Source organism: Pseudoxanthomonas sp. (assembly GCF_035999195.1).
Taxonomy (GTDB): Bacteria; Pseudomonadota; Gammaproteobacteria; order Xanthomonadales; family Xanthomonadaceae; genus Pseudoxanthomonas_A.
The window spans coordinates 1,324,742-1,350,502 of record NZ_DASYGY010000009.1 but is presented as its reverse complement, the minus strand read 5'-3'; the positions used below and the strand labels follow the sequence as shown (position 1 = coordinate 1,350,502).

Below are 25,761 nucleotides of genomic sequence, written 5' to 3'. Positions count from 1 at the left end.
ACGGCTGCTAGGATCGGCGCATGGATTCCTTCAGCCAGATCGTCCTCGGCGGCGCCGTCGCCGCCCTCATCGCCCCTGCCGCCCATCGCCGTGCCGCCTTGCTGGCGGGCGCAGCGCTCGGCACGTTGCCGGATCTCGACAGCCTGCCGATCGCGTTGTTCTCGGACAACCCGGTCACGCTGATGACCGTGCACCGCAGCTTCAGCCATTCGCTCTTCGTGCTGCCGCTGGTGGGCGGGCTGATCTGGTGGCTGTTCAAACGCTTCGGCAATGGCCGCATCGCGGCGTCACCGACCCGCTGGTTCTGGGCGATCCAGCTGGCGCTGGTCACGCATCCGCTGCTGGATGCGTTCACCGTCTACGGTACCCAGCTGTGGTGGCCGTTGATGCCGCCACCCGCAATGTGGTCCAGCGTCTTCATCATCGATCCGCTGTACACCGTCTGGCTGCTGGTGGCGTGCGTCGTCGCCTGGTGCCTGCGTGAGCGCGTCGCCGCGCAACGCGCACTGGCGGTCGGGCTGGTGCTGAGCAGCGCCTATCTCGGCTGGTCGCTGGTCGCCAAGTCGATGGTGGATCGCGAAGCGGAACGCACGCTCGCGTCGATGGGGCTGGGCGATGCGCCGTACTTCTCGGTGCCGATGCCCTTCAACACCTTGCTGTGGCGGGTCGTGGCGATGACACCGTCAGGGTATGTGGAAGCCGAACGCTCGGTGCTGGTCGACGAAGGCCCGCTGCATTTCCGCGGCTATCCGTCCAACGTGCAGGCGCTTCGCGAAGCGGCCGACGTGCCGGCGGTCCGCCGGCTGGCGTGGTTCAACCGCGGGTTCATGCGCGCACAGGTGCAGCAGGACCGGCTGGTGCTGTCGGACCTGCGCATGGGGCTGGAGCCGGACTACAACTTCCGCTTCGAAGTCGCGGCCCGGCATGGCGATGGCTGGCAGGCGATCGCGCCCGTGCAGCAACCTTGGACGGTGCCTGTCTCCGGCATGGCGGGCGTTCGGGACCTCATGGCCGCCATGTGGAAGCGCATCCGGGAACCTTCGCACGAGCCGGTGCGCGCGTCGCTCGGTTAGTCGCTGCGGATCGCGGTCGCGCGCACCGCATCGATGTCTACCGAATGGAGCATTGCCGGAAGCGTTCGCCGTGACGGGCTGCCCGGGTCGCGGCAGCGGGGCCCGGGCATCGTGTGCAGCGTCAGTCGGTGGGCGCGATTCGCACGCCCGTCGGACTCAGGAGCCGGTGACCGCTTCCTTCTGGACTTCCTTCGTGCCCGCGTTGACGTCCTCGCGGGCCATGCGGGTGGCCTCGTCCCTGTCCGGCGTGTTCTGCAATACCACCGACTGGCCCTCCATCAGGCGCCGGTAGTTTTCCTCACCCAGCGCCTGGCGGAACTGCTCCAGGGAACGCTGGTAGGTGTACGGATACTCGGCAAACGAGGTGCGGTTGCCCAGGATCATCTGCACCCTGCGTTCGCTGAGGCCGGTATGTTCCGAAAGCTGCTGGATGGTGTCGCCGGCCTGTGCGGAGAACGGTGCGGCCAACAGGGCGACGACGAGTGCGGTTCTTGTATTCATGACATCCTCCTCGGGAGGTGATTACCGCGTGCTGCTGCGGGGGATCGCAGGCCGGCGGGGAGCCGGCGTGGTCATCCTCACGCTGCGCGCACGCGGGCCCCAGTGCCGGAAAGCACCGTGACTGCGGTCATGTTTACGCGGCATATACCTTCGTCAGTAGACCGTCGCCCGCGCCTGCACGAAGGCATAGAAGAACACGGCATCCGGATCGTTCTGCACGTCGTGCATCTCGCGGCGCATGCCGTCGACCACGTCCTGGGTGACGCGGCCGGCCTCGACCATCGAATCCGCCGCCGACAGCAGCAGTTCTTCCCAGAACGCGATCATGTCCTTGCGCCGCGCCGGCTCGCGGTTGTCGAAGTGCACGGTCTTGATCTCCGTCACCACGTCCCGATAGCCGCCGGCCAGCAGCAGGTTGCCGAGTTTCGCGCCGATGAACGGGTCGCCGCCACTGTCGTGCTGGAAGTCGTTGAACGCCATCCAGTAGCGCCAGGTGTTCGGCGAGTACGGGTGCAGCAGGAACGACGAGTTCATCACCTCGGTGATGCAGATCGGCGACCCGGGCGCCAGCACGCGGCGCACTTCGCTGAGCACGCGCGCGGGGCTGGGGACGTGTTCCAGGATCCAGCACAGGAAGGCCGCATCGAAGTCGCGCGCGGCGAACGGCAGCCGGCTGGCGTCGGCCTGCTGCAGGCTGTAGCGGTCGCGGCACCATGGCATGGTGGAGAGGTTCTGCCTGGCCGCCTGCAGCTGCACCTCGCTGAGGTCGACGCAGCTGACATGCACCTCCGGGAAGCGCCGCAGCAGGATCTCGGTCTGGGCACCGACACCGCTGCCCACTTCCAGCAGCCGGCGCGCGCCGGTGTAGTCGATGTGGCTGAAGATCGTGCTTTCCAGCAGGCGGGCCTGCTTCATCAGGCGGGCCTGTTCCACCGGGGAGAAACCGTGGAGGTAGGCCGGGCTTTCGTTCGTTTCGGACATGGCGCTTCGCTCAGGCAGCGGCGGGCAGGACCGGCGTCACGCCGGCGATCAGGGCGTCGAAATAGTCGCGGGTCAGTCGCACCTGTTCGTCCGCGCTTTCGGCACGGTTGACCACGGCGCGGAAGGCGAGGTTCTCCGGCCGGTCCTTGGCGTACCAGCCCAGGTGCTTGCGCGCGATGCGCACGCCCTGCAGTTCGCCATAGAACGCATGCAGCGCATGCAGGTGGGCCAGCAGGATGTCGCGCACCTCGGCCACGGTGGGCGGCGGCAGGGAGTCGCCGGTGGCGAGGAAGTGCGCGATCTCGCGGAAGATCCACGGCCGGCCCTGCGCGGCGCGGCCGACCATCACCGCGTCCGCACCGGTCTTCGCCAGCACATGGGCGGCCTTCCCGGGCGAATCGATATCGCCGTTGGCCACGACGGGAATGCGCAGTGCGGCCTTGATCGCGGCGATCGTGTCGTACTCGGCGGTGCCGGTGTAGTGCTGGTCGCGCGTGCGGCCATGCACGGCCAGCGACGCGATGCCGCTTTCCTGCGCGATGCGGGCGATCACCGGGCCGTTGCGGTGGTCGCAGTCCCAGCCGGTGCGGATCTTCAGTGTGACCGGTACGTCCACCGCTTTCACCACCGCTTCCAGGATGCGGCCCACCAGCGCCTCGTCGCGCATCAGCGCCGAGCCGGCCCAGGCGTTGCACACCTTCTTGGCCGGGCAGCCCATGTTGATGTCGATGATCTGCGCGCCATGGTCGGCGTTGTAGCGCGCCGCGTTCGCCAGCTGTTCCGGCTCGGTGCCGGCGATCTGTACGCTGACCGGGCTGGGTTCGCCCTCGTGGTCCATGCGGTGCAGCGACTTGGCGGTGTTCCAGAAGCGGGGATCGCTGATGGTCATTTCCGACACCGCCAGGCCCGCGCCCAGCCGCTTGCACAGCAGGCGGAACGGCTTGTCGGTGACGCCGGCCATGGGGGCCAGCATCACCGGCGGGTCGATGCGGTAGGGGCCAATCTGCATGGCGGCATTATCCGCCGCCGGTCCGGGGGGGGAAACCTGGGGCGTCAGGCGGGGTAACGCGCTGCCAGGTCGGCGCGCGACGGCATCGCCAGTGCGGCCCCCGCCCGTTCGGTCGACAGCGCGGCGTAGCGGTTGGCGAAGCGCACGTGGTCGGCGAACGCGGGCAGTCCGGCCTCGGCCAACGACGCGGCCAGCGCGCCGTTGAAGGCGTCGCCGGCACCGGTCGTGTCGACGACGGTGGCCGCCTCGGCCGGCACGCGGTAATGCGGGCGCGGATCGCCGCGCAGGGCGTCCTCCGGGTGGGACACGTAGACGCCGGTCGCGCCCAGCGTCACCACGACGGTGCCGTGCGGGAACAACTGGCGGCAATGCTGGTGAAGGGTGACGCCATCGAGCGTGGCGACATCGTCGGCGCCGACGCGTTCGCCCAGATGGCGCGCGAGCAGGGCGGAAAACTCGGTTTCGTTCGGGGTGATGACGTCGGCCTGCGCCAGCAGTTCGGTCGTTGTCGCGGCGTTGGCCGGCGCAGGGTTCAGCACGGTCGTCGTGCCCTGCTGGCGTGCGGCCTGCAGCGCGGCCAGGACCGCGTCCGACGGCGATTCCAGCTGCACGAGCACCACGCCGGCGCCGGCCAGGACCTCCGCCTGCGCCTCGATGAAGCCGGTCGACAGCGCGGCATTGGCGCCGGCGCCGATCACGATGGTGTTGCGCCCGTGCGCATCCACGTAGATGCCGGCCGTGCCCGTGGGTTCGTCGCTGGCCTGCGCGCGCAGGTCCAGCCCATCGCTCGCGGCCAGATCGCGCGCCAGGCGACCACCGGCATCGTCGCCGAGGGCGCATACGAAGGTGGTCGCCGCGCCCGCGCGCACTGTGGCGATGGCCTGGTTGAATCCCTTGCCGCCCGGACCGCTCGCGTAGCGGCCGGCGATGGTGGCGCCGGCTGCCGGCAGGGCGTCGCAACGCCAGACGTGATCGACATTGAAGGAGCCCACGACGACGACGCGGGGCGGAGTGGGGGAAGGCGTATTCATGCGGTGATACCTGAGATCCGCACCGCGGCGACGCCGCGGTCACGGGAGGGGAACGTAGACAGGGTGAGTAGAGCGGCCGTGGACCGCGCCGCCCGGATCAGCCGAAGTGCGACAGCACGCCGGCGATGGTGGCCGTCATCAGCGTGGCGATGGTGCCGCCCAGCACGGCACGCAGGCCGAACCGCGCCAGGTCCGAACGCCGCTCAGGCGCCAGCCCGCCGATGCCGCCGATCTGGATCGCGATCGAGCTGAAGTTGGCGAAGCCGCACAGCGCATAGGTCGCGATCAGTCGTCCTTCCTCGGTCAGCGTCACGCCGGGCGTCTGCCCGTTCACGATGCCGGCCAGTTGCAGGTAGGCGACGAATTCGTTGATGACCACTTTCTGGCCGATCAGCGAACCGACCGTGGTGGCGTCCTGCCACGGCACGCCGATCACCCAGGCGATCGGCGCCAGCAGGTAACCGAAGATCGTGGCCAGGTCGGTCGGCTTGCCGATGGCGGCGGCCAGGCCGGTGACGTCACCGAACCAGGTCAGCGGCCAGTTCAGCAGCGCGATCAGCGCGATGAAGGCCAGCAGCATCGCACCGATGTTCAGCGCCAGCCGCAGGCCGTCTCCCGCGCCGGCGGCCGCCGCGTCGATGATGTTGCTGGAGGTCTTCTCGACGTCCATCTTCACCGTGCCGCGCGTGAGCGGCGTGCCGGTTTCCGGGATCAGCAGCTTGGCCACCACCAGCGTGGCGGGCGCGGCCATGATGCTGGCCGCCAGCAGGTGCTTGGCGTAGAAGGCCTGCTGTTCCGGATCGCCGCCGCCGAGCATGCCGACATAAGCGGCCAGCACGCCGCCGGCGATGTGGGCCATGCCGCCGATCATCATGGTGATCAGCTCGGACTCGGTCATCTTCGGGATGTATGGGCGCACCGTCAGCGGCGCTTCGGTCTGGCCGATGAAGACGCTGGCGCAGACGCTGGTGGTCTCGGCGCCGGACACCTTCATCACCTTGGTGATGGCCAGCGCCATGATCCGCACGATGAACTGCATCACGCCCAGGTGGTACAGCACGCCCATCAGGGCGGCGAAGAAGATGATGGTGGGCAGCACCTGGAACGCGAAGATGAAACCGTAGGTCTCGGTGTTCATCAGGCTGCCGAAGATGAAGCTGGAGCCGGCGTTGACGAAGCTCAGGATCTTCACGAAACCGTGGCCCAGGGCATCGAACACCTCGCGTCCGCCCGGCACCAGCAGCACCAGCGCCGCGAAGGCGATCTGCAGGGCGATGCCGGTGGCCACCAGCTTCCAGTCGATGGCCTTCCGGTTGTTGGAAAACAGCCAGACGATGCCGATCAGCACCGCCAGACCGAACAGGCCGAAGCCGATCCGCCCCAAGACTTCCAGCATGTATTCCCCCAGACCTGCCTGTTGTTCTGACCGCGCAGTCTAGCAGCCGCGCGGCCCCGTCCCGGTCGTTCAGCCGATGCCGTGCCAGGCCACCCAGATCGCCAGGGCCAGGAACACCACCGCGGCCAGGCTGCGCGCCAGCGTCAGCGGCAGCCGGTCGGCGAAACGATGACCCAGCCAGACCACCGGCAGGTTGGCCAGCAACATGCCCACCGTGGTGCCGGCGATGACCTGCCACAGCGGCGTGTACTTGGTGGCCAGCAGCACCGTGGCGATCTGGGTCTTGTCGCCGATCTCGGCCAGGAAGAAGGCGATGGTGGTGGCAATGAAGGCGCCGTGGGCGGGCAGCGTCTCATTCTCGTCCAGCGTGTCCGGCTTGAGGGTCCATAGCGCCACGGCCAGGAAGCTGGCGGCCACCAGCCAGCGCAGCACCTCGGGCGACAGCCAGTCGGTCAGTTCCGCGCCCAGCCAGGCGGAGAGGGCGTGATTCACCAGGGTCGCGACGAGGATGCCCCAGGCGATGGGCCAGGGCTTGCGGTAGCGCGCGGCCAGCAGCAGGGCCAGCAACTGGGTCTTGTCGCCGATCTCGGCCAGGGTGACGGTGCCGGTGGACACCAGCAGGGCGTGCAGCGATTGCATCAACAACTCCGGGGCCAGGCATTCGCGTCGTGCGCGAAGGCAAACGACGCACTGCCCGGCCCGGGTAAGCGCGACGCCTGCCTTCGGTCTTGCCCGGCGAAGCGGATCGCTTCGTCCCGTGCGCCATGGTCGGTGGACCAAGTGTGTTGACGCGCGGACCCCGTCAGGACGGGTGGGCTACTCCCCGGAGGAGGAAAGTGCGCGCATTGTAAGGATGCGTGCGGTGCGACGGCGGAGCCATTCTCATTTGTCCGCTGGTCCGGGGAGAATGCGCAGGTGTTGACGCGCAAATAAGAATCATTATCATCAATGGCGTTCCTTCTCCGGAGCTATCCATGATCCCGAACGTCACTGCACTGCCCCTCGCCGACACGCTGATGCTGCGTGAGCGCCTCTCCCTGCCGTCCGCTTCGCCGCGCGACGATGACGCCCTGGACAGCGAGACCCTGCTGAAGGGCCATCGGGAAGTACTGATCCGCCACGGCGACCGCGTCTACCGGCTGCGCCACACCAGCAACGACAAGCTGATCCTCACCAAGTAAACACGCCATACCGTCGGCACGCGTGGCCGACGGCATCGACTCTCTCCACCGGGCGCCAGCCAAGGATTCTCCGGCCGCCAGCCTTCCGGGTTCTCCATACCCCACAGGAATGCTGTACGCCATGATGCGCCCCACGCTGCTCACTGCGGCCGTGTGGCTGGCCCTCGCCGGCCATGCCCATGCCGCAACACCCGCCGACGCCTCCGCCGCCTCGCCGGCCGATGCGAAGGAGTTCGACCGCATCCAGGTCACCGCCACGCGCACCGAGCGTGCCGTGGTGGACGTGCCCAACACCGTCAGCGTCATCGATCGCCAGCAACTGGACGACCAGCTGATCCGCGACATCAAGCAGCTGGTCCGCTACGAGCCGGGCGTCACGGTGACCTCGAGCTTCGGCCGGTTCGGGCTGGGAGGCTTCCGCATCCGCGGGCTGGACGCCAACCGCGTACGCATCCAGACCGACGGCATCGCGGTGTCGGACGCCTTCTCGATCGGCAGCTTCTCGAATGCGAACCGAAACTTCATCGACCTGGACACGCTCAAGCGCGTCGAGATCGTCCGCGGCCCCTCCAGTGCGCTGTACGGTTCGGACGCACTCGGCGGGGTGGTGTCGTTCATCACCAAGGATCCGTCCGACTATCTGGAAGACGGCAAGGACGCCTACTTCGGCGGCCGTCTCGGCTACGACGGCAGTTGGGACGGCCTGCTCGGCGGCGCGACGGCCGCCTTCGTCGGTGAGCGCTGGAGCGGCCTGGTCAATGTCAGCCATCGCCAGGGCAGGGAAACCGAGAACCAGGGCAGCGTCGGCGGTTTCGGCAGTGCGCGCACGCACCCCAATCCGCAGGAACGCGACGGTCGCAGCCTGTTGGCCAAACTGGTGTACGCGCCGGACCAGGACCACCAGTTCGCCCTGACGGTCGAGGGCAACGAAGACGCCACCGACACCGACCTGCTGACCCAGCGCGGCCTGCAGCCGTTGACGGGCGCGACCCACACCTCGGTGACCGCGCGCGATAAGCAGACACGCGCACGGGTGGCGGTCTCGCACGAATGGAACGGCCTGGCATCCGCCTTCGCGGACAGTCTGGACTGGCAGCTCTACCGTCAGGACAGCGAGACCACGCAGGACACGCGCGAGGAACGCACGCTGCCGGCGCCCACGCTGCGCGACATCCGCGAGCGCCAGTTCAATTTCGACCAGCGGACGTACGGCCTGCAGGCCAATGTCCGGAAGGCCTTCGGTGATGGCGTACGCCACGAGCTGGCCTACGGCATCGACCTGTCGCGTGCCGAGACGAGGCAGAAGCGCGATGGCCTGCGGACGTTCCCGCTGACCGGCGTCGGCACGCCGGTGATGCTGCCGGACGTCTTCCCCGTACGCGACTTCCCCGTCAGCGAGACCACCACCGCGGCGTTGTACGTGCAGGACGAAATCAGCTTCGCCGGCGGCAGCGTCCGCCTGGTACCCGGCCTGCGCGTGGACCACTACCGCCTCGATCCCGAGCAGGACGCCATCTTCGCCGGCGACAATCCGGGCGTGGTGCTGGCCGACATCCGCGAGACCAGCGTCTCGCCGAAGCTGGGCATGGTGTGGAAGTTCGCCCCGGACTGGTCGCTGTTCGGCGGTTATGCGCGCGGCTTCCGCTCGCCGCCCTACAACGACGTCAACATCGGCTTCACCAATGTGCAGTTCGGCTACACCGCCATCGCCAATCCGGATCTGAAGCCGGAGACCAGCGACGGGCTGGAGGCCGGCGTGCGCTACGCCGGCGATGCCGTCCATGCCAGCCTGTCCGGCTACTACAACCGCTACGACGACTTCATCGAATCGATGCGCTTCATCGGCGTCAACGATGACGGCCTGATGGTGTACCAGTCGCAGAACGTGGCGGACGCGCAGATCCACGGCGTCGAGCTGAAGGCCGGCGCCGACCTCGGCGCGTGGTCGCGGGCGCTCGATGGCTGGTCGCTGCGCGGCGCAGCGGCCTGGTCGCGTGGCCAGAACCGCACCGACGACGTGCCGCTGGACAGCGTGGATCCGCTCACCGCCACGCTGGGCATCGCCTACGATGCCGAAGCCTGGGGTGCCGAACTGGCGGGCCGGTTCGTCGACCGCAAGGACCGCGTCTCCGCCGATACCTATTACCGTCAGCCCGGCTACGGCGTAGTCGACCTGTACGCGCACTGGAACTTCGCGCCGGGTGCCAGGGTGAACGTCGGTGTGCTGAACCTGGCCGACAGGACGTACATCGACGCCGGCGACATCGCCCTGGTATCCGCGGCCAGCACCACGCTGGAGCGCTACACCTCGCCCGGCCGCACGCTGTCGGCCAGCCTGTCGGTGAGCTGGTAGCGCCATGGCGACGCTGCGCGCGCTGCCGGAGAGGATCGTCGACGCATCGACGGATGCGTTCCCCGCTGCCGAACAGCTGGCGGCGTTGGGTCCTGTGCTGTGCCTGTACCGCACGCAGCAGGGCAGCGAGCTCGTGGGCTGGCAGCAGGCAGTGCGGGTGCAGGCCCATGCCGGCGTCGACAGCGACGGGCTGGACGAGCGGCTGCTGTTCTTCGACGCGCAGGGGCGCTGCTGCTGGCGCCTCTGCCTGCTGCCGGACAGCGACTTCGTCGCCTGGGACCGCCTGATGGCGTCGCTGCCGAAGGGCGGAGGCGACGCCGCCGCCGGCCTTGCCGAGCGGCTGTGGCAGCGGCTCGCCGGACGCCTGCTCGGAGGCCCGTGGCGCGCCTGTGCCCTGCAGCTGCATGCGGTGCCGCGCCCCACTTCGTTGCCGGTACTCGCCGCCAGCCTGTCACCGATGTCGCCGCTGGGTATCGCCACCGCGCGACGCATTGCGCGGGCGGAAGGCGCCGATCTGGAAAGCGGGCTGCGCGGCGGCAGCAGCGAGCCCTCGTCGCGCGTCGACGCCACCGCTCTGGAATCGAACAATGAGGCGGCCGACAACGTCGTGCCGCTGATCAGACTCAAGTAGAGAGACCACCCCCATGACGAAACCGGTCGCCATTGCGCTGTCCACCCTCCTCCTGTCTCTGTCCGCGTCAGCCCTGGCGGCGGATCCCGCCCGCGACCGCCAGTCGATCCTGGCGATGCAGGGCGACTACACCGTCGATTTCGCCTTCGACGAAACGGTGCTGCTGCAGCCCGGCTACGAGCGCCGGCCGGCGATGCGCAGTGGTGGCGACGAGACGGTGATCGTCGTCGAGGACACGCCCACGCGCATCGTCCTGCAGCACATCCTCGTGGACGCCAAAAGCGGCCACGTCACCAAACACTGGCGACAGGACTGGTTCTACGAGGCGCCGACGCGCTTCGAATTCACCGCCGACCAGACCTGGCATGTGCGCTCGCTCCCTGCCGACGCCAAGCGCGGTGCCTGGACGCAGTGCGTCTACGAGGTCAGCGATGCGCCGCGCTACTGCGGCACCGGGCGCTGGGACTACGCCAACGGCGTGGCCACCTGGACCAGCGACCCGAGCTGGCGGCCGCTGCCGCGACGCGAGTACAGCAAGCGCAGCGACTACAACGCGCTGTCGGTGGTCAACCGCCACACGCTGACGCCGAACGGCTGGACCCACGAGCAGTTCAACACCAAGGTGCTGCGCAGGCCCGACGGCACCCGGGTGGAACTGGCGCGCGAGTTCGGCTTCAACGATTACATCAAGACCACCGAGGTCGACTTCACGCCGGCGCGCAACTACTGGCAGGCCACCGCCGCCTACTGGGCCAAGGTGCGTGCGCACTGGAACGGTTTCCTGACGAAGGCGCCGGGCGTGCATCTGAAGACCAGGGTCGACGGTATGGCGATGATCGTCCCGCTGTTCACCCAGGCCGGCGAGGTGCAGGCGGGCAAGCCGGTGGCGGATGCCGCCATCGCCAAGGTGTTCGCCGACTGGGTGGAGCCCGCGCCGGCCGACACGCGCTGAGCGTTCTCTCCGGCACACGGATGTGCCTTCCCCCCAAAAAAAAGACCCCCGCGCAGGCGGGGGTAGGGGATTCATGCGGTCTCTCTCTTGTAATGGCGCGTGTCAGAGCACGGCGCCGCCCTTGCCCGCGGGCGGTGCAGGAGATGCGGAAGGCTGCGCGGCGTTGTCCACACCGTCGTCGAAGGTCTGCACGTTGCCGTCCGGGGTAACGATCATCACGCGGCGCTTCTCGACGACGGTCGGCGTCTGGCCAGTCCCGACGGCGACACGCGGCTTGACGGTGATCCTCGACGTCGCGGGGAAGCGGAAGGTCGGCGCCTTGGGTATCGACACCGTGCTGGTCCGCGTCTGCCGGTCGCGCAGATACTCGATCGCGACCTTGGCGTCTTCCGGCTTGCCGCGCAGGGACTGGGTCACGTCGCGCGGCGTCGCCACCGGCGTGCCGTCCACCTTGCGGATCACGTCGCCGGCCTGCAGGCCTGCCAGTTCGTCGCCGGCCGACAGCACCAGGACACCGGCGTCGGTGCCGAAGTAGCGACCCAGCGACGCATCCACCGTGGCCAGGTTGAGGCTGCTCCAGCGGAACGCTTCGGCCAGTGCAGGCAGCCGGCACTCCTCCCCTTTGCAGTCGCCCAGTCGGCCCAGTTGGCGGAGTTCGCGCTGCACGTCGGGCGAGATGACCTGATCGATGGAATCCAGCGGCAGCAGCAGGTCGTCGATCTGCGGCATGCCGCCATCGCCGCTGCGGAGGAAGACGGTGCGCGGACCGTCGCCGCTGAAGGCGATGCGTGGCGAGACCCGCGTCGGGGTGACGCTGGCATCGTGCGTCTTGCCGTCGCGCTGGTAGGTGATCCGCACGGCCGCGTCCACCTTGAGGTCCGTCAGCAGTTCGCGGGCATGGGCCACGCGTGCTTCGGCGTTATCGCCGCGGACCGGCTCGCCGGCCACGCGCAGCAGGCGGTCGCCGGCCTTCAGCCCGGCCTTGGCCGCGCCGCTCTCCGGCGTCACGCCGGTGATGCGAACGCCGGCCGCGTCGTCGCCGGACAGCAGTACGCCCAGCCGCGGGCGGCTCACGATGCGCTGGTCGATGTGGATCGGCATGCGGAGGTCGCCGGCGCCACGCGACAGTTCGGCCACGCGCCCGGCGGCGCGCTGCAGGTCGGCGCGGGCCTCATCGAGTTCCTTCTGTCGGCCGGCATCGGGCTGTTGCGCGAGGGCCGGCAGCGCCGCGACCAGTGCGAGGGTGAGCAGCGGGCGGGAAAGGGGTTTGAACATGGTGGATCTCCCTGTTGCGGTTCCGGATCAGTAGACGGCGCTGTCGCCGTCGTCGTTGAGCGCGACCTGCCAGCGCTGGGTGGCTTCCACGCCGGTGAGCTGGCGCAAGGTGTCGACACGCTCTTCCCACAGCGCGGCACGGGTGTCGTCGGGCAGCGCCGGTTGCGAGAGCGCAAGGTCGATGTGGGTCACCTGGTCCTGCAGTTCGGCGCTGACCGCGAGCGCAGCGACGTTGCCGGCGCTGCGGTCGGGCAGCTGCGCCAGCACGGCCTCGAGCCGTGCGGATTCGGTATAGAGCGCGTCCAGCCGGGCAGGCGCGCTGCCCTTCGCGGCACGCACCGTCGGCACGGCGGCCACGTTCGCGGGCGCAGGTGCTTCCGGCGGTGAGGGCGGAGCAGTAGCGGGGAAGTCCGTCCCGGTAGCGGTGGCGGGCGGTATCGCGGACGCGTCCGCCGTGTCGGCCACGGCGGGGGAAGGCTGCCGCGGCGGCGTGGTATCCACGGCGCGCCAGTGCATCAGCGGGACCACGGCAGCGAAGGACGCGGTCGCCACCAGCGCCAGCGCAGGACGACGCCAGCGCACGGAGCGCCGCACGGGGGCCTCCGCCGGCGGCAAGGCGGCGGCGACGCGCTGCCAGCCGCCCTCGGGTGGCGTGTCCAGCGGCAGGGCGGCGAACGCCTCGCGCCAGTCGCGCGGCATCGGATCACGGCTACGGGAATCAGGCATGGACGGGTTCCTCGATGTTCAGCAGCGCCCGCAGCCGGCGGGTGCCGCGCGCGAGTTGCGACTTGGAGAAGCTCGGCGTGCGCTGCATCAGCGCGGCGATCTCGTCGTGGGTATAGCCCTCGGCGTGGTAGAGCCACAGCACGCTGCGGGTGGCGGCCGGCAACGCGTCGAGCACGCGCTGCAGCAGGGCCGCGTCCGCGGCCGCCCACGGCGGCGGGCCACGATCCTCGGGCAGGTCGTCTTCGTCCACCGCGATTTCCGCGACCAGCCGCTTCTGCCGGCGCATGTGCAGCAGCGCTTCGTTGACCGCGATCTGCCGCAGCCAGCCCCAGAACGGGCAGTCGGCCCGGTAGTCCGTCAGGTGGTGGAACAGTTTCAGCATGGTGTCCTGCAAGACGTCGCCGGCGTCCTCGCGGTCGCCGCAGATGCGCAGCGCCAGGGTGAACACCGGGCGCTCGAACCGACGGTAGATCTGCTCGAACGCCTCCCGGCACCCGCTGCGTGCGCGGGCCACCAGGCTGTCCGGGATATCGATGGCGAACTGCGATCGGCTCAAGCGGGGAGGTTCTTCGGGCGTCCGAAGGTAGGGATGCGACAGAAGGCAATACCGTCGCAGCACCCCCGAAGTTCACCGTTGTCCGATCGACGGCGGGCGGTCCCGGCCACGCCGGCGCGGCGGTCTATACTCGCCGCACCGGGAATCACGAGGGGAACATCGATGTTCGAAACCAGTTTCGTCGCCATCATCCTGCTGGTGGCCGGCGTCATCATCCTGTTCAAGACGGTACGCATGGTGCCGCAGGGGTTCGAGTGGACGGTGGAACGCTTCGGCAAGTACACCCACACGCTGGACCCGGGCCTGCATTTCCTGGTCCCGATCATCTACGGCGTGGGTCGTAAGGTGAATGTCATGGAGCAGGTGCTCGACGTGCCCAGCCAGGACGTGATCACCAAGGACAACGCCGTGGTGAAGGTGGATGGGGTGGTGTTCTTCCAGGTGCTGGACGCGGCCAAGGCGGCGTACGAAGTGTCCAATCTGGAGCAGGCGACCATCGCGCTGGTGCAGACCAACATCCGCACCGTGATCGGTTCGATGGACCTGGACGAATCCCTCAGCCAGCGCGAAACCATCAACGCGCAGCTGCTCAGCGTGGTCGACCAGGCGACCAACCCGTGGGGCATCAAGGTCAACCGCATCGAGATCCGCGACATCCAGCCGCCGCGCGACCTGATCGACTCGATGGCCCGGCAGATGAAGGCCGAGCGCGAGAAGCGCGCGCAGATCCTGGAAGCCGAAGGGTCGCGCCAGTCCGAGATCCTGCGCGCCGACGGCGAGAAGCAGGCCGCGGTGCTGGAGGCCGAGGGCCGCAAGGAGGCCGCCTTCCGCGATGCCGAAGCGCGCGAGCGCCTGGCCGAAGCGGAAGCCAGGGCCACCGAGATGGTCAGCAACGCCATCGCCAAGGGCGACGTGCAGGCGATCAACTACTTCATCGCCCAGAAGTACGTGGAGGCGTTCAAGGAACTGGCCACCGCGCCCAACCAGAAGTTCGTGCTGATGCCGATGGAGAGCAGCGGCATCATCGGTTCCATCGCCGGCATCGCCGAACTGGCCAAGGAAGCGCTGGGCAAGCAGCAGGCCGCGCCGCCGCGCGTGCCGCCGCGGGTGGGGGGCTGAGCCGTGCGCTGGGACGTCGCAGGATGGGCGGTGGTGGCATTGCTGCTGTTCGCCGCCGAAACGATGGCGCCGGGCGCCTTCATGCTGTGGATGGGGTTCGCCGCGGTGGTGGTGTTCCTCGGTGTGCTGGTGGTGCCGGGGATTCCGCTGCTGGCGCAGGTCGCCGCGTTCGTGGTGCTGAGTTTCGTGTCCATCCAGATCTACCGCACCTGGTTCCGTGGCGCGGGGCGCCAGAGCGACAAACCCCTGCTCAACCGCCGCGCCGAACAACTGGTCGGTACGGTCGCTGTGCTCGACCAGCCGATCGCCGGCGGTCGCGGCCGGGTGAAGATCGACGATGCGTTCTGGACCGTGGAAGGCGCCGATATGCCGCTGGGCACGCGGGTGCGCGTGGTCGCGGTGAACGGCATGACCCTGAAGGTGCAGGAGGCGTAGATGGGCGTGGCGATGCTGGCGTGGTCGATGTCGATGCTGGCCCCGCTGGCGGTGGCCACGACGGACCTCGTCGGCCGCGTGGTCCCGCCGTATCCCGACGGACTCGGAGAGCTGGGTGGCAGCTGTGTCTCCGACTCCACCGATCCCGCCCGCGTCTGCGACTACTCGGTCGGCGTGCTGGCCTCGCCCGCCGGCGATGCCGGCGGCGAACCCGTTCCCCGCTTCGTCGTCGCCGGCCAGCTCGCCGGACGCGACGGTGCCCGCGCGCAATGGCGCATCACCGATGCGCTGCCGTATCCGACCGGCCGGCCCGGCTACTACCTGCAGTTCGGTACCTGCCGCGTGGACGGGCGCGACGATGCACGCGTGGCCGCGATCGTGCGCCAGCACGACATGGCGACCGAATGGTTGAAGGATGTCGCCTGGGCAGGACGCCTGAAACTGCCAGCGGGCCGTTTCGATGTGCTGGAGGCGCGCGCCGTGGACTGCATCAACGAGGCCTACGACGGCCTGTAGCGGCGGCGCACCGCGCTGGTGCGTTCTGGGATAATGCGCTTCTTTGTCCGTTCCGGAAACCGCCATGACCCAGAAGACCATCCTCAACGACACCCATCGCGCGCTCGGCGCCAAGATGGTCGACTTCGGCGGCTGGGACATGCCGATCCACTACGGCTCGCAGATCGAGGAACACCACCAGGTGCGCCGCGACGCCGGCATGTTCGACGTCAGCCACATGACCGTGGTCGACCTGCACGGACCCCGCACGCGGGAATTCCTGCGCCAGCTGGTCGCCAACTCGGTCGACAAGCTGCAGAAGCCCGGCAAGGCGCTCTACACCGCCATGCTCAACGAGCAGGGCGGGGTGATCGACGACCTGATCATCTATTTCCTGGCCGGGGACTTCTTCCGTCTGGTGGTGAACGCCGCCACCCGCGAGAAGGACCTGGCGTGGATCGCCGCGCAGGCGGCGCCCTTCGACGTGCAGGTCGCCGAGCGTCCCGACTTCGCCATGATCGCTGTACAGGGCCCGACTGCGCGTGAGCGCGTGCACGGCCTGCTGCGCGAGGAGGACCGGGCGAAGGTCGGCAAGCTGACGCGCTTCGCCGCTGCCGATGCCACCAGCACCGACGGCGTGCCGCTGTTCGTCGCCCGCACCGGTTACACCGGCGAGGACGGATACGAGATCGTGCTGCCGCAGGCGCAGGCCGTGGCGTTCTGGAGCGCGCTGCTCGCCGCCGGCGTCAAGCCGGCCGGCCTGGGTGCGCGCGACACGCTGCGCCTGGAAGCCGGCATGAACCTCTACGGCCAGGACATGGACGACACGGTGTCGCCGTACGAGGCGGCGCTCGCCTGGACGGTGTCGCTGGACGAGGGACGCGCGTTCACCGGTCGCGCCACGCTGGAAGCGCAGAAGGCATCCGGCGCGCCGCGGCAGATGATCGGCCTGGTGATGGACGAGAAGGGCGTGTTGCGGCACGGCCAGAAAGTGCTGACTGCCCACGGCGACGGCGAGATCCTGTCCGGCACCTTCTCGCCGACGCTGGGCAAGGCCATCGCCTTCGCGCGCGTTCCTGCCGGCGATATCCCGCTGGGTGCCGGCGGCGGTGTGCGCGTGGACATCCGCGGCAAGGAGGTGCCGGTGCGCGTGGTGAAGTTCCCGTTCGTGCGCGACGGCCAGGCGCAGCCGGGCGTCCTGGAGTGAGCGGCGCAAGGCCGCTTTCCCCCGCGCGTTCCTCCGCTAAACTAACGTCCCCTTCCCGAGCCACGCTGCGATCCGGAGCACCCCTATGAGCGAGATTCCTGGCGATCTGAAGTTCCTCAAGTCCCACGAGTGGGCCCGCCTGGAAGCGGGCCGCCGCGTCACCGTCGGCATTTCCGATCATGCGCAGAGCCTGCTGGGCGACCTGGTCTATGTCGAGCTGCCCAACGTCGGCGACCGCATCGAGGCCGGCAATGCCAGCGCCGTGGTCGAGTCGGTCAAGGCGGCGTCGGACGTGTACAGCCCGGTCACCGGCAAGGTCGTGGAGGTCAACGCCGCGCTGTCCGACAAGCCGGAAACCATCAACGAGGATGCCTACGGCGAAGGCTGGATCTTCGTGATCGAAGCCGAAGAGCCGGACCAGCTCAACGAGCTGCTCTCGCCCGACGATTACGCCGAGCTGCTCGAAGACGACGACCACTGAGGCGGCCCACGGGCAGCCCCTCGCGGGGAATCGGTGACGGCGGAGCTTCTCCCCGTTCCCGGTTCCCCGTTTTTTTTGCGCCGTCGGGACGAAGGCAGGCATGGCGACGAGGGTGGTGCGCGTCGGGGCGGCATCGCGTCGGGAACGCGATGTGCATGTCCGCGCACCAGGCGATGGCGACCGACGAACGGCGAGGGTTCGGCAGCTGCTTCCGGCCGGCACGAAGGTGGTGGGAAGCGTGTCGTTTCCGCTGCGCGCGGACACTTCGCCTCATCGCGGAAGGTCGCCGGCGCGTCGACAGCGTGGTCTTCCGGCAGAAAAATGTTTGCGCATTTCGGCGCAATCGGGCTTGTGCGACGCGAAATCGGAAGGCCTTCGGGAAAGTTTTTTTTAGGTTCCGTTCAAGCCGTTCGAGCGGGCGGCGGCAGGGCGCGGATGTGCATGCCGTCGTGGCGGCGGTGGCGCGCGCGCGATGAGTCGGAGAAAAAAAAGCGCGTTTTACCGATGTTTTTTTTCAAGCCGATGTCGGTCGCGCAAGTCCGTCACGGTCGATCGTGGCGCGCCGCCGCCGTCGTCGTCGCTTTCCGATCCCGTGTGGGCGCGACGGCCGATCAAAAAAAGTCGGTCGAAGGTGTTGACACCTTGAAAAACCGTGATTAGGTTTCGCCCCAAGCAGCGCCTGCTGCGGAAGCGAGTGAGTCGAATCAACACGACAGCGCAAGAGACAATGCAGTCCGTCGTCCGCACCGGCATCACGGTGGACGCAGGCCTCGCTTCCCCCGGAAAAATGCAACCTCCCTTTTCCATCGCACCCGTGTCGCCCGGCGACGCGGGTGTTTTCGTATTTGTAGGGGGCCGGGTTTCGCACGCCCGGCACCCCGGGGAATCCGCATCGCCGCGCGTGTCGCGACGACGGCTGCCGACGGGTCCGACTCCCGCGGCGTTTCTTGCAGCTGGGCCTGCCTCCGGGCAGATGTGCTGTAACCAGACGTAAAAATCCATAGTTCACTGACGAGGAGCCATCACATGGCAATGAAGAAAGCTGCTAAGAAGAAACCGGCCGCCAAGAAGGCCGCCAAGAAGGCCACCAAGAAGGCGTCCGCCAAGAAGACCGTGAAGAAGGCAGTGAAGAAGGCTGCCAAGAAGGTCGCCAAGAAGGTCGCCAAGGCCAAGAAGGCGGTGAAGAAGGTCGCCAAGAAGGCTGCGAAGAAGGTAGCCAAGAAGCCGGCGAAGAAGGCTGCCAAGAAGACCGCGAAGAAGACCACCAAGAAGGCTGCCAAGAAAGTAGCCAAGAAGCCGGCGAAGAAGGCCGCCAAGAAGACCGCGAAGAAGGCTGCCAAGAAAGTAGCCAAGAAGCCGGCCAAGAAGGCCGCGAAGAAGGCCGCCAAGAAGCCTGCCAAGAAGTCCAAGAAGAAAGCGGCTCCGGTCGCGCTGCCGGCCACCCCGGCTCCGCTGATCTAAGCCCACCCCGGTTATCCGTAACACCATGGACTCTCTCCCTGTGCCCAGCGGGGAGGGAGTTTTTTTATGGGCGAACGGCTAGGCTGTCGTACCCCGGCAGCGAAGAGGCGACGCATGAAGTTCATCAGATGGGTACTGGCGGCGATCGTCGCGCTGGGACTGGTCTTCGTGGCGGGCAGCCTGCTGCTGCCGTCGTCGACCCGCGTCGAGCGCAGTATCGTCATCGACCGCAGTCCGGCCGAGGTCTTCGCCACGCTCGACTCGTTCGAGCGCTTCAATGCCTGGTCTCCGTGGGCCGAGTACGACCCACAGGCGACGTACACGTACGAGGGACCTGCCCGTGGCGTGGGGGCGCGCATGCGGTGGGTGGGCAACCGCGCGGTCGGCACCGGCAGCCAGGAGATCACGGCCAGCGAACCGCACCGCCGGATCCTGGTGGCACTGGACTTCGATGGCAGCCTGGCACAGGCGAGCTATCTGCTGGCGCCGGAGGGACAGGGCACGCGCGTGACATGGGCCTTCGACAGCGCGCATGGATGGAATCCGTTCAAGCGCTGGCTCGGCCTGCTGTTCGACCGGATGATCGGCGCGGACTACGAAAAGGGATTGGGCAGGCTCAAGGCCCTGCTCGAGCAGGACGCGCAGCGCTGAAGGATCGTAGTGATCGCCCGTAGAGCAGGCGCCCGGGACTTGTGGCGGTGGAGGCGGCGCAATGCGCCCGCCGGGGTACCGGCGATGTCCTTCGCACGGCAGCGCGACTGACGGACCAGGAGGCGGTCCCGCCCCGTGGGTCGTCAGCAAGGCGCGTGCGTCGATGCAGTCGCTGCGAACGGATCCAGCGGTCCGGCTGTCAGCGCGGCGACGCCGTGCCGCGCTGCGAGGACGTGCCGCTGTCCTTCCTGCCTTCAACGGGCGTGCCGTCGGGCGACTCTGCCAGCAGCAGGTCGTAGTCGGCGGGCGTCTCGACCCAAGGCTCGCCCGGCAGTCCCATCGCGCGGTCCAGGATCGTCGGCAGCAGGCCCGACGGCAGCGAGCTGTCGCTGTTCCATACCAGCGCCACGCCCAGGTCCTGTCCCGGCACCAGCGCCATCAGGCCCCGGTAGCCCTGCACCGCACCGGCATGGAACACCACCTGCTGTCCCGCGTAGTCGAACACGCGCCAGCCCAGCGCATAACTGGCCGAATGGATGCGCTCGCGACGCCAGCCGCCGCGCATCTCGCCCGGGGTGTTCACCACAGGTGAATGCAGCGTCGCCAGCAGCGGTGCGGGCAACACGTCGGGACGATGGCCGGTCTGTGCGATCAGCCACTGCGCCAGATCGCTGGCGCTGGCGTTGACGCCGGCGGCAGGCGGCAGGCGGTAGTAGGTCGGCTTCGGCGTCAGCGACACCCAGCCGTTGCGGCTGCGCACATGCGGCCGCGCCCAGCGCGTGCTGGCCTGGATGCCCGCCAGCCCCATGCTGGCGTCGTTCATGCCCAGCGGCTTGAAGATGCGGCGGTCCACCGCCTGGTCGTAGAACGTGCCCGAGGCGGCGAACACCACGTCGCCGATCAGGCTGAAGGCGACGTTCTGGTAGGCGTAACAGTCGCCGGGTGCGCACTTCAGCGGCGCGTAGGCGAGCTTGCGGGCCACGTCGTAGTACTCGGCGTTCGCCTCGATGTCGCGGTCGAACGCATTGTGCGCCTGCAGGCCGACGCTGTGGCTCAGCACATCGGCGACGGTCACCTGCGAGGTCGCAGTGGCGTCTTTCAGCTGGAAGCCGGGCACGAACTGGTTGACCTTGCTGTCCCAGCGCAGCGAGCCGTCCTGCACCATCAGGCCGGTCAGCGTGCTGGCGAAGGACTTCGACAGCGAGGCCAGCCGGAACACGGTATGCGAATCGACGGGCTGCGGATTGACCACGTCGGTGACGCCGTACCCGCGCGCGCTGAGCACGCGGCCGTTGTGGACGATCGCCATGGCCAGGCCGGGCACGCGCTGGCCGACGGTGAGGTGCTCGGCCATGGTCTCGAACGCGCGGACATCGAAACCCGCCGCGAGCGGCTGGACGTTCTGCCCGGGCAGCGAGGTCCGGTAAGGACGCGGCTGCGTCGGCGACACATACGGGGCCACGTTGGCCGCCGCGGTACCCTGCGCCGCCATCGTGTCCGTGCCCCGGGCGGAAGAGGACCAGCGCAATGGCGTCTGCGCGGTCGACGACAGCGTCATCGGCAACAGCAGGCCGACCAGGCCGATCCGGAAGACGTGCAGCGATCGCCGGCGTGTCGTGTGTTTCATCGTGCGGAAGGCCTGCGTGAGCGGTTGCCGTCGAACGATCATAACGCCGCTTTTTTCCATTGCACAAACAGGGAGAGGTTGCGTGTCCATGTTGTTCATCCTGCTGCTGATTGCGGATGTGGCGCGCGTCGCGTTTTGGCGGGGCCTCCGCCTCGTGGCGAAGGACGGCGCCGGCGTGAACGCGTTCAGGAATGCATTCGCACAGGTGCATGCAATTTCCACGCCGGCGCGGGCCGGACACGGCAGTGGATCGCCCGACACCGACCGGGATCGCCGCTGAGGCGTATTCAGCATCGGCGATGGCGTGAGCACGCGTGCGCCGTTCCGTCAGCCGCCTGGGGGTTGGCGACGCGCTGGCGGTGAAGGACGAGCGGCGTCAGTCCGCAGTGGCGAGGGCGGGCGGCGCGGCGTTGACGCGCAGGTGGCTGCAGGTGAGCGGTGGAAGGCCGCGGATCAGGTCCGAGGCGCGCTCGGCGATCATGATGGTGGGCGCGTTGGTGTTGCCGCCGATCAGCGAGGGCATCACCGAGGCATCGATCACGCGCAAACCGTCCAGGCCGCGCACACGCAACTGCGGATCGACCACCGCGTCCTCGTCGTCGCCGATGCGGCAGGTGCCGACCGGGTGGTACACGGTTTCGGCCTTGGCGCGGATGAAGGCGACCAGCTCCGCGTCCGACAGGTCGTTGCGCGCGGGATGGACCGGCGCGCCGCGATACGCGTCGAAGGCGGGCTGGGCGAAGACCTCGCGCGACAGCTTGGCGCATTCGACCATCATCTTCAGGTCGAAGCCTTCCGGATCGCTCAGGTAGTTGGCCTCGATGCGCGCATCCGCGCGCGGATCCGCGCTGGCCAGCAGGATGCGGCCGCGGCTGCGCGGGCGCAGGAAGCAGGCGTGCGCGGTGTAGCCGTCGCCGGCGAGCCGGTGGCGGCCATGGTCGTCCAGCATGGCCGGCACGAAATGCATCTGGATATCGGGACGGTCGTCGGGCGCCAGCGGCGAACGCACGAAGGCGCCGGCCTCGGCGATGTTGCTGCTGCCCGGCCCGCGATGCCCGCGCAGGAAATAGTCGAACGCGGTCCTGAGCTCGCTGATGCGGTCGTAGGTGACGCGCTGCGTACAGTGTTGCAGCGTGCAGATGTCCAGATGATCCTGCAGGTTGCGGCCGACGCCAGGCAGGGCATGCCGCACGGTGATGCCGGTGTCCTGCAGGTGCGCCGACGGGCCGATGCCGGACAGCATCAGCAGTTGCGGCGAGTTGATCGCGCCGCCGCTCAGCAGCACCTCGCCGCTGCAGCGCGCGATGACCTCGTGGCCGCCGCGGGCGTAGGCCACGCCGACCGCACGACCCTTTTCCAGCAGGACGCGACGGACCAGGGCGCCGGTGACGATGTCCAGGTTCTGGCGGTCGCGCGCGGGGTCGAGGTAGGCGACCGCCGACGAGCAGCGGGCGCCGTCCTTCTGCGTGACCTGGTACAGGCCGAAGCCCGCCTGCTCGATGCCGTTGAAATCGTCGTTGCGCGGGAAACCCGCCTGCACGCCCGCCTCGATGAAGGCGGCGGACAGCGGGTTGGTGTAGCGCAGGTCGGACACATGCAGGGGACCATCGCCGCCGTGCAGTGCATCGGCGCCGCGTGCGTTGCGTTCGGAACGGCGGAAATACGGCAGGGCATTGGCCCAGTCCCAGCCATCGGCGCCGGCGTTGGCCCAGTCGTCGTAGTCCTGCGGCACGCCACGGATGTAGCACATCGCATTGATCGAGCTGGAACCGCCCAGCACCTTGCCGCGCGGCCACCACAGGCGCCGGTTGTCGAGCTGGAGTTCGGGCGCGGTGTCGTAGTTCCAGTTCACGCCCTTCTGGCCGACCAGCTTGGCCAGCCCGGCCGGCATGTGGATGAAGGGGTGCCAGTCGCGCGGCCCGGCTTCCAGCAACAGCACGCGGCACGCGGGGTCTTCGCTCAGGCGGTGGGCCAGGACACAGCCGGCGGAACCGGCACCCACGATGATGTAGTCGTACACATGCTGCCCTGTTGCGAACTCCGGCCGAACCTAGCGGCGGGGGATAGAGCAAATGCTCTGCGGACGCGAAGGTCGGCGACCACTCCCGCATGCCCGTGATGCCGCTGCCGCGCATGCCGGCAAAAAGGCTGGCGATGTTGCAGTGCATCGGATACCTTGCGCGCCACAGGCGGGCGATGCCCGCGTCCGATTGCGATCGCAGGCCGCGCCCATGGACCCGTCTTCTCCAGCGACCACCCGCCTGGGCCGATTCCGCGCGGCGCTGTCCGAGTCTCCGCCGCTGCTGTGGGCCTTCGTCTACTTCTTCTGCCTGCTGAGCGGCTACTACGTGCTGCGGCCGGTGCGCGAGGCGATGGCGGCCTCCAGCGACATCGAAGCGGTGTTTCCGCCAGCGCTGATCGCGTTCTTCGCCGACCGCGGCATCGCGCTGGGCGAGTTCACGCTGCAGTTCATCTTCAGCGCCGTGTTCCTGATCATGCTCGTCTTGCAGCCGGTGTACGGCTGGCTGGTCAGCCGCTTCCCGCGCCGGGTGTTCCTGCCGGTGATCTACGGCTTCTTCATCGCCACGTTGCTGGCGTTCTACGCCATGTTCGACAGCGGCATCGCCGGCCGCGGACTGGCCTTCATCCTGTGGATCACGGTGTTCAACCTGTTCGCGGTGGCCGTGTTCTGGAGCTTCATGGCCGATGTGTTCACCAACGTCGAAGCGCGCAGGTACTACGGCTACATCGGCGCGGCCGGCACGATGGGCGCGTTCCTCGGCCCGGCGCTGACCAAGGCGCTGGTCGTGCGCGTGGGCATTCCCAACATGATGCTGGTGTCGGCGTTCCTGTTCTCGGTGTGCGTGCTGTGCATCTTCCGGCTGCGCACCTGGGCCGTGGCGCGCGAGGCCGAACGGCGCCAGGCCAGCGGCGAGATCCCGATGGGGGGCGAGGTCCTGGCGGGATTGAAGCTGATCGTGCGCGAGCCGCTGTTGCGCTGGCTGGCGGTCATGGTGGTGATGGGCGTTGGGGTGGGCACGCTGCTCTACAACGAACAGAACGCCATCGCGCGCACGATGTTCGCCTCCGCGGAGGCCCGTGCCGACTATTTCGCCACGCTGGACCTGGCGGTCAACTCCCTGACGCTGGTGGTGCAACTGCTGCTCACCCGCACGCTGCTGTCGCGCTTCGGCATCGCGCCGGCGCTGCTGATTCCGGGCGCCGCGATCATCCTCGGGTTCTCGATCCTGTCCGCCTCACCGTTGCCGATGATGGTCGCCATCGTGCAGGTGGTCACCCGCGCCAGCGAGTTCTCGCTGGCCAAGCCCGCGCGCGAGACCATCTATACCCGCGTGGGCCGCGAATGGCGCTACAAGGCCGGCGCCGCGATCGACACCGTGATCTACCGCGGTGGCGACCTCAGCTTCGTGTGGCTGCACAAGCTGCTGTCGGCGTTCGGCTCGAACGTGGTGTTCGGCGCCGGCCTGCTGGTCGCCAGTGCGATGACCTTCAGCGCGTGGCGGCTGCTGCGCGAGGAGGCGAAGCTGCCGTCCGAGCGGGCCGTCGCCGCTACGCCGCCGGCCGCCACCAAGGCCTGACGCGGGCTGGCAGACGACGGGTCACGCAGCCGCTATGCTGCGGCGACACGACGGCGGGGGAAACGGGAATGGGAACGATCGCGACGGTACTGGTAGTGCTGGTGGCAGCGCTGCATGCGTACTTCCTGGTCCTGGAGATGTTCCTGTGGACCAGGCCGCTGGGCCTGAAGACGTTCCGCAATACGGCGGAGAAGGCGGAGACCACGCGCGTGCTGGCGGCCAACCAGGGCCTCTACAACGGTTTCCTTGCCGCCGGCCTGCTGTGGGGCCTGGCGACCACGCAATGGAACGTGGTCGTCTTCTTCCTGCTGTGCGTGATCGTGGCGGCGCTTTACGGCGCCTGGAGCGTCAGTCGGCGGATCTTATACGTGCAAGGCGTCCCGGCGATCGCGGCGCTGGTGGCGGTGTGGCTTCTCCGGGAAGGGATGCTGTAGGAGCGACGTCAGTCGCGACCGCATGTCTCGAATATCCCTTGCCGCTTGTCCGCGTGACGGACGCCTTGCGGTCGCGACTGACGTCGCTCCTACATGGGCAATGCCTCAGCGCGGCGGCTTCGGCGACACCCACATGCCGATGCGGGCGCGGAACACCGGTTCGCCCTGCGCATTGCTGACCACCACGTCCATCGGCAGGTCGTAACCTTCCTCCGATTCGCGCGGCTCAAACGCCGGCGTGGCCACGGCGTGCATCGTGCCGACGGCCTTCTTCAGGTACTCCACCGTCATGCCCTTGGGAATCCAGCGCATCGAGCGCGGGATGCTGACGTCGGTGGTCAGCCCGCCGACGAACTCGGCCAGGTTGCACAGCGCGATCGCATGCACGGTGCCCAGGTGGTTGGTGACCGAGCGCCGGTGCCGGATCGTCGCCTCGCCGCGGCCCGGTTCCAGCCGCACCATGCGCGGGCCGATGCTGCCGAAATACGGCGCCTTGAAGCAGATCAGGCGCGAGAACAGCCAGTGGCCGAGGGGTTTGCGACTCAGGCTGCGGTATATCGTCAGGACATCGGCGCTCATCGGAACTC

The 25,761-nt window shown here is 68.4% G+C and carries 28 protein-coding genes; 16 read left to right on the top strand and 12 right to left on the bottom strand.

Features of this window, described 5'->3' with window-relative positions; translation table 11 throughout:
- The first annotated feature begins 20 nt into the window (after window positions 1-20).
- Window positions 21-1,073 (top strand): metal-dependent hydrolase, encoded by a 1,053-nt coding sequence (locus tag VGN58_RS13435; RefSeq protein WP_327483700.1) that lies wholly within the window; start codon window positions 21-23, stop codon window positions 1,071-1,073.
- A gap of 156 nt (window positions 1,074-1,229) precedes the next feature.
- On the opposite strand, the gene VGN58_RS13430 is transcribed toward VGN58_RS13435, so the two are convergent.
- From VGN58_RS13430 to VGN58_RS13405, 6 genes are all read right to left on the bottom strand, one after another.
- Window positions 1,230-1,574 (bottom strand): hypothetical protein, encoded by a 345-nt coding sequence (locus VGN58_RS13430; RefSeq protein WP_327483699.1) that lies wholly within the window; start codon window positions 1,572-1,574, stop codon window positions 1,230-1,232.
- A 153-nt stretch (window positions 1,575-1,727) separates the two neighbouring features.
- Complete coding sequence (locus VGN58_RS13425) at window positions 1,728-2,555, bottom strand: class I SAM-dependent methyltransferase (RefSeq protein WP_327483698.1); 828 nt, start codon at window positions 2,553-2,555, stop codon at window positions 1,728-1,730.
- Window positions 2,556-2,565: 10 nt separating this feature from the next.
- Window positions 2,566-3,564, bottom strand: a complete 999-nt coding sequence (dusB, locus tag VGN58_RS13420) for a tRNA dihydrouridine synthase DusB (protein WP_327483697.1) — start codon at window positions 3,562-3,564, stop codon at window positions 2,566-2,568.
- Between the two features lie 44 nt (window positions 3,565-3,608).
- Window positions 3,609-4,595 (bottom strand): ribokinase, encoded by a 987-nt coding sequence (locus VGN58_RS13415; protein ID WP_327483696.1) that lies wholly within the window; start codon window positions 4,593-4,595, stop codon window positions 3,609-3,611.
- A gap of 97 nt (window positions 4,596-4,692) precedes the next feature.
- The gene (locus VGN58_RS13410) at window positions 4,693-5,991 is read right to left on the bottom strand and encodes a NupC/NupG family nucleoside CNT transporter (RefSeq protein WP_327483695.1); all 1,299 of its coding nucleotides are present in this window, start codon (window positions 5,989-5,991) and stop codon (window positions 4,693-4,695) included.
- Between the two features lie 69 nt (window positions 5,992-6,060).
- A complete protein-coding gene (locus tag VGN58_RS13405; RefSeq protein WP_327483694.1) occupies window positions 6,061-6,630 on the bottom strand; it encodes a TMEM165/GDT1 family protein in 570 nt (189 codons plus the stop codon).
- A 377-nt stretch (window positions 6,631-7,007) separates the two neighbouring features.
- Here VGN58_RS13405 and hemP point away from each other — a divergent pair, with 377 nt between their 5' ends.
- The 4 genes from hemP to VGN58_RS13385 all read left to right on the top strand — a co-directional run bounded on the left by hemP (window position 7,008) and on the right by VGN58_RS13385 (window position 11,108).
- Window positions 7,008-7,172, top strand: a complete 165-nt coding sequence (gene hemP, locus VGN58_RS13400) for a hemin uptake protein HemP (RefSeq protein ID WP_414710823.1) — start codon at window positions 7,008-7,010, stop codon at window positions 7,170-7,172.
- A gap of 121 nt (window positions 7,173-7,293) precedes the next feature.
- A complete protein-coding gene (locus VGN58_RS13395) occupies window positions 7,294-9,525 on the top strand; it encodes a TonB-dependent hemoglobin/transferrin/lactoferrin family receptor (protein WP_327483692.1) in 2,232 nt (743 codons plus the stop codon).
- 4 nt (window positions 9,526-9,529) lie between these two features.
- The gene (locus VGN58_RS13390) at window positions 9,530-10,156 is read left to right on the top strand and encodes a Hemin transport protein (protein ID WP_327483691.1); all 627 of its coding nucleotides are present in this window, start codon (window positions 9,530-9,532) and stop codon (window positions 10,154-10,156) included.
- A 13-nt stretch (window positions 10,157-10,169) separates the two neighbouring features.
- Window positions 10,170-11,108 (top strand): DUF6607 family protein, encoded by a 939-nt coding sequence (locus VGN58_RS13385; protein ID WP_327483690.1) that lies wholly within the window; start codon window positions 10,170-10,172, stop codon window positions 11,106-11,108.
- 102 nt (window positions 11,109-11,210) lie between these two features.
- On the opposite strand, the gene VGN58_RS13380 is transcribed toward VGN58_RS13385, so the two are convergent.
- Genes VGN58_RS13380 through VGN58_RS13370 form a run of 3 tightly spaced genes read right to left on the bottom strand, consistent with a single transcriptional unit; the run spans window position 11,211 to window position 13,665 of the window.
- The gene (locus VGN58_RS13380; RefSeq protein ID WP_327483689.1) at window positions 11,211-12,383 is read right to left on the bottom strand and encodes a PDZ domain-containing protein; all 1,173 of its coding nucleotides are present in this window, start codon (window positions 12,381-12,383) and stop codon (window positions 11,211-11,213) included.
- A gap of 27 nt (window positions 12,384-12,410) precedes the next feature.
- Window positions 12,411-13,109, bottom strand: a complete 699-nt coding sequence (locus VGN58_RS13375; protein ID WP_327483688.1) for a hypothetical protein — start codon at window positions 13,107-13,109, stop codon at window positions 12,411-12,413.
- Entirely contained in the window at window positions 13,102-13,665 is a 564-nt protein-coding gene (locus tag VGN58_RS13370) for a sigma-70 family RNA polymerase sigma factor (protein ID WP_327483687.1), read from the bottom strand. Before VGN58_RS13370 ends, VGN58_RS13375 begins: the two co-directional genes overlap by 8 nt.
- Before the next feature lie 162 nt (window positions 13,666-13,827).
- On the opposite strand from VGN58_RS13370, the gene VGN58_RS13365 reads away from it, so the two are divergent.
- The 8 genes from VGN58_RS13365 (at window position 13,828) to VGN58_RS13330 (ending at window position 19,514) form a co-directional block, all read left to right on the top strand.
- Complete coding sequence (locus VGN58_RS13365; protein WP_327483686.1) at window positions 13,828-14,784, top strand: SPFH domain-containing protein; 957 nt, start codon at window positions 13,828-13,830, stop codon at window positions 14,782-14,784.
- A 3-nt stretch (window positions 14,785-14,787) separates the two neighbouring features.
- Window positions 14,788-15,219, top strand: coding sequence for an NfeD family protein (locus VGN58_RS13360; protein WP_327483685.1), 432 nt, complete (start codon window positions 14,788-14,790; stop codon window positions 15,217-15,219).
- Complete coding sequence (locus VGN58_RS13355; RefSeq protein ID WP_327483684.1) at window positions 15,220-15,735, top strand: hypothetical protein; 516 nt, start codon at window positions 15,220-15,222, stop codon at window positions 15,733-15,735. It begins immediately after the preceding gene.
- A gap of 64 nt (window positions 15,736-15,799) precedes the next feature.
- On the top strand, window positions 15,800-16,921 hold the full coding sequence (gcvT, locus tag VGN58_RS13350) for a glycine cleavage system aminomethyltransferase GcvT (protein WP_327483683.1): 1,122 nt from the start codon (window positions 15,800-15,802) through the stop codon (window positions 16,919-16,921).
- 85 nt (window positions 16,922-17,006) lie between these two features.
- On the top strand, window positions 17,007-17,402 hold the full coding sequence (gene gcvH / locus VGN58_RS13345) for a glycine cleavage system protein GcvH (RefSeq protein ID WP_327483682.1): 396 nt from the start codon (window positions 17,007-17,009) through the stop codon (window positions 17,400-17,402).
- Between the two features lie 321 nt (window positions 17,403-17,723).
- Window positions 17,724-18,062 (top strand): hypothetical protein, encoded by a 339-nt coding sequence (locus VGN58_RS13340; protein ID WP_327483681.1) that lies wholly within the window; start codon window positions 17,724-17,726, stop codon window positions 18,060-18,062.
- Window positions 18,063-18,428: 366 nt separating this feature from the next.
- Window positions 18,429-18,863, top strand: coding sequence for a hypothetical protein (locus VGN58_RS13335; protein WP_327483680.1), 435 nt, complete (start codon window positions 18,429-18,431; stop codon window positions 18,861-18,863).
- 114 nt (window positions 18,864-18,977) lie between these two features.
- Window positions 18,978-19,514: an SRPBCC family protein gene (locus VGN58_RS13330; RefSeq protein ID WP_327483679.1), complete on the top strand. Its 537-nt coding sequence runs from the start codon at window positions 18,978-18,980 to the stop codon at window positions 19,512-19,514.
- A gap of 199 nt (window positions 19,515-19,713) precedes the next feature.
- Here the strand turns inward: VGN58_RS13330 and VGN58_RS13325 are convergent, their stop codons facing one another.
- Window positions 19,714-21,141, bottom strand: a complete 1,428-nt coding sequence (locus VGN58_RS13325) for a serine hydrolase domain-containing protein (RefSeq protein WP_327483678.1) — start codon at window positions 21,139-21,141, stop codon at window positions 19,714-19,716.
- Between the two features lie 88 nt (window positions 21,142-21,229).
- On the opposite strand from VGN58_RS13325, the gene VGN58_RS13320 reads away from it, so the two are divergent.
- Window positions 21,230-21,421 carry a hypothetical protein gene (locus VGN58_RS13320; protein ID WP_327483677.1) on the top strand — a complete coding sequence of 64 codons (192 nt, stop codon included), beginning with the start codon at window positions 21,230-21,232 and terminating at the stop codon, window positions 21,419-21,421.
- 96 nt (window positions 21,422-21,517) lie between these two features.
- On the opposite strand, the gene VGN58_RS13315 is transcribed toward VGN58_RS13320, so the two are convergent.
- Window positions 21,518-23,161 carry a choline dehydrogenase gene (locus tag VGN58_RS13315; RefSeq protein WP_327483676.1) on the bottom strand — a complete coding sequence of 548 codons (1,644 nt, stop codon included), beginning with the start codon at window positions 23,159-23,161 and terminating at the stop codon, window positions 21,518-21,520.
- 211 nt (window positions 23,162-23,372) lie between these two features.
- Here VGN58_RS13315 and VGN58_RS13310 point away from each other — a divergent pair, with 211 nt between their 5' ends.
- Window positions 23,373-24,740, top strand: coding sequence for an NTP/NDP exchange transporter (locus tag VGN58_RS13310; RefSeq protein ID WP_327483675.1), 1,368 nt, complete (start codon window positions 23,373-23,375; stop codon window positions 24,738-24,740).
- A 68-nt stretch (window positions 24,741-24,808) separates the two neighbouring features.
- On the top strand, window positions 24,809-25,174 hold the full coding sequence (locus tag VGN58_RS13305; RefSeq protein ID WP_327483674.1) for a DUF1304 domain-containing protein: 366 nt from the start codon (window positions 24,809-24,811) through the stop codon (window positions 25,172-25,174).
- A gap of 105 nt (window positions 25,175-25,279) precedes the next feature.
- Here VGN58_RS13305 and VGN58_RS13300 read toward each other — a convergent pair whose 3' ends face one another.
- Complete coding sequence (locus tag VGN58_RS13300; protein ID WP_327483673.1) at window positions 25,280-25,753, bottom strand: hotdog fold domain-containing protein; 474 nt, start codon at window positions 25,751-25,753, stop codon at window positions 25,280-25,282.
- Window positions 25,754-25,761 lie beyond the last annotated feature (8 nt).